General features: G+C 38.6%; 2 protein-coding genes. Both read left to right on the top strand.

Annotation, left to right across the window (positions count from 1 at the left end):
- The coding region (locus H5072_RS18755) for a response regulator (protein ID WP_182694428.1) at positions 1-747 on the top strand (747 nt) is incomplete at its 5' end.
- A gap of 3 nt (positions 748-750) precedes the next feature.
- On the top strand, positions 751-1,662 hold a 912-nt coding region (locus H5072_RS18750; protein ID WP_182694427.1), incomplete at its 3' end, for a diguanylate cyclase.

The raw sequence follows: 1,662 nt of genomic DNA, 5'->3' as shown, positions 1-1,662 counted from the left end.
CCAAGTGCACACCAAAGAGTGCTTGAGCTTGGTGCTATCGATTTTATTCAAAAACCATGTTCTCCCGAAAAACTAGCCAGCATAATTGAACACCATGGGATTAAAGATAAAGCCATGCGTGAGCGTCTCTCTCATTCGCTAGGAGAGCAAGTCGACCCTGATGTTCGGGATATATACCAAGAGCTAACTAACGTTGCTATGGGGCAGGCTGGGGATTTACTTGCACGTCTTCTTAATGTATTTGTAGAGTTACCAATTCCTAATGTGAATATTTTGGAAGTTAATGAACTCGATATGGCGCTGCAGTCTATAGATAATAACGCAGCTACATCGGGTGTGTGCCAGGGCTTTATTGGCGGTGGTATTTCGGGCGAGGCGCTATTACTTTTAAATGATTCAAGCTTTAAAGAAATAGCTTCTTTGATGAACTATGACGGCGAGTTAAACGATAAAGTTGAACTTGAGCTGCTTATGGATATTAGTAATATTTTGATAGGCGCTATTTTAACGGGTCTTTCAAAACAGCTCGATATGTCATTTAGTCAAGGGCACCCTATTGTACTTGGCCAACACAGAGATGTATCTGAGTTGGTTAAATCAAACAAGTCACGTTGGCAACGCACCCTTGCAATAGAGATTAGTTACGGTATTGAAAACCATGATATAAATTGCGACCTCATGCTGTTATTTACTGAAGATTCACTTAAAACTTTGAAATACAAAGTTGCTTACCTATTAGAAGATTAAGTTATGGCCGCTGATTTAGAAATGAATGAGATCCATTGGTTAATGGATATGTTTAATACCGTTGATGTAGGCCTTGTGGTACTCGATAGGGATTATAAGGTGTGTGTATGGAATGGTTTTATGGAAAACCATTCAGGGCTTCTACCAAGCGCAGTAAAAGATAAAGATCTATTTGATTTATTTCCTGCAATAGACGAAAAATGGTTTAGAAGTAAATCTGAGTCGGTTTTTGTTTTAAAAAACCGCTCTTTTACGATTTGGGAGCAGCAGCCATACATTTTTAGGTTTAAAAATTATCGACCTATTACTGGTAAAGCTGATTACATGTATCAAAATGCGACATTTATCCCTCTTACAAATACGATGGGCGAAGTTAGCCATATTTGTATTATTTTGTATGATGTAACAGATGTCGCGGTAAATAAAAAAGAGCTTGAAGAGTTAAACAAAAAATTAGAACAAGTAAGTCAAACAGATAGCTTAACGCAGCTTGCAAACCGTGGACATTGGGAAGGTACGCTACGCCAAGAGTTTTTAAGAGTTAAGCGAAGTGGTGGCTGTAGTACATTATTAATGTTTGATATTGATCACTTTAAAAAAATAAATGATGAATATGGCCATAGCTGTGGTGATGAATCGCTTCGTCATTTATCTAACTTACTACGTACGACGCTGCGCGAGACTGATGTTGCAGGGCGCTATGGCGGTGAAGAGTTTGCAGTGACATTACTTGATACAGACAAAGAAGGCGCTTTTGTATTTGCTGAGCGTTTAAGGGTATTGATAGAAAGTAACCCTGTTAAGTATAAACACTTTGAAATAACAATGACGGTAAGTATAGGGCTGGCTGGTAGCAGTAATGATTTTAAAAATCATGAGCGCTGGATAGAGGCTGCAGATAAAGCACTGTACCAG

The sequence above is a fragment of the Pseudoalteromonas sp. SR45-5 genome (genome assembly GCF_014163565.1).
Lineage (GTDB): Bacteria > Pseudomonadota > Gammaproteobacteria > Enterobacterales > Alteromonadaceae > Pseudoalteromonas > Pseudoalteromonas distincta.
The sequence above is the reverse complement of the archived record's forward strand: the minus strand, read 5'-3'. Positions and strand labels throughout refer to the sequence as shown.